General features: G+C 42.0%; 1 pseudogene. It reads left to right on the top strand.

Going from position 1 to position 1,449, the window contains the following annotated elements:
- Window positions 1-118: 118 nt before the first annotated feature.
- Window positions 119-1,449, top strand: a pseudogene (locus AB5935_RS23660) (hypothetical protein); the annotation flags it as partial.

A 1,449-nucleotide genomic window follows, 5' to 3' on the forward strand; every position in this document is an offset into this window, starting at 1 on the left:
CTATTGCCGAGATCGGAGTCTTTCAGGAATAACCAAGTCTTTGGCCTTTGTACAAAAGGTGAACCAGGCTCAACATGTTCTTAATCTCAAAACAAAAACAGAAATGTAAGATTTGAAAATGAAACGCTATCTGATAATACAACTTCTATTTCTCTGTGCTATAGTGCCTGCTATGGCACAGTATTACAGTGTAAATTATGATACTCGCACTGTAGCGGAAATGTCGGCGGCTTTCGGTACAGAAGCTGCTACTGAGGCGTATTATGCTCAACAGATAGCCAAGATCAGGGAACATTATCAGGCAGCGGAAGTGGCTGCTGCAGGAATCTTCAGTTCCAAGTTCCTCGATCGCAGAGCTCTCACAAATCTGGGACTTTGGACCAGTGCAACAGAGAACTACTATTACCGCCGTATATACAACATGGTGTCTGCCAAAATTATGCCCAAAATATGGACTGTTGCCGGCATGATGCTTAAAAGTCCTCATAACGCCCTCTATTGGGGTAGCTATCTCTATAAGATCTGTGATGAGGTAAAGACTTTGTGTTATCAGTTTGAGTCTATTGTTACCAATAGTACTTTGTCATTCAAGGACATCGTATTTCTTGAAATCAACCAGGAACTTGCAGCAATTCTGAAATTGTCAGAACTGGGCAATGTGGATTGGAATGTTCTGCTTGAAAGCTTCTCAAATATCGGGACAAACTTCACAAAGGAAAACCTGAAGCAAGACATAGATAACCTCTATGCGATGGGCGTTAGCCTTGCTTCAGCTGGAGCCGGCAATGCTGTAAGTTCCATTCTTGGGAACAGTTCCTTTAACGGTACCATCATGGAGAAGACAAGCAGTGTCATTGAGATAGCCGAGAATGTGTACGACTTATACGGCAATCTTTCCAAGAATGCCGGAAATACCTTATTACAGTTTATCGGTGGTGAGGAAGGCATCGCCAATCTCTTCTCTTTGTCGAATTACAACACAACGGCATGGATTACAGACTATGCCAATGAAGCATTCGGCCAGTACTACACACAAAGGTGGTATATCTACCGTGTAGATGCTGGCACCATTAAACTTTGCGACTATTATCCTCCCGAAGACAATAACTCAATTATCAATGGTGATCACTGGTACAGAATCAGCACTACAGATGAAAACTTTTATCCATCATCTACCCAACGAGAAGCTGCACTGCAGAACTCCGAGAATCATGCAGGATACAGCCGTTCACAGATAGCCAATCTGAACAAAGCCAATGATGGTTATACCTACAGCATCTCATACTACAAGCTCGCATATAAGATTACTTCTTCAAAAAAAGGATTATATGCAAAAGCATACGCTTACGAGATTTATGCTACCAAAAGCTGGAATCGTAAGGAAGTAGCCTATGAAGACATATTTGATTCATACACTATGGACCTGAATACCTTTAAGGCCGGGATGAA

Source organism: Phocaeicola sp. RTP21198st1_B8_RTP21198_201120 (assembly GCF_040929485.1).
In the GTDB taxonomy this organism is placed as follows: Bacteria; Bacteroidota; Bacteroidia; order Bacteroidales; family Bacteroidaceae; genus Phocaeicola; species Phocaeicola dorei.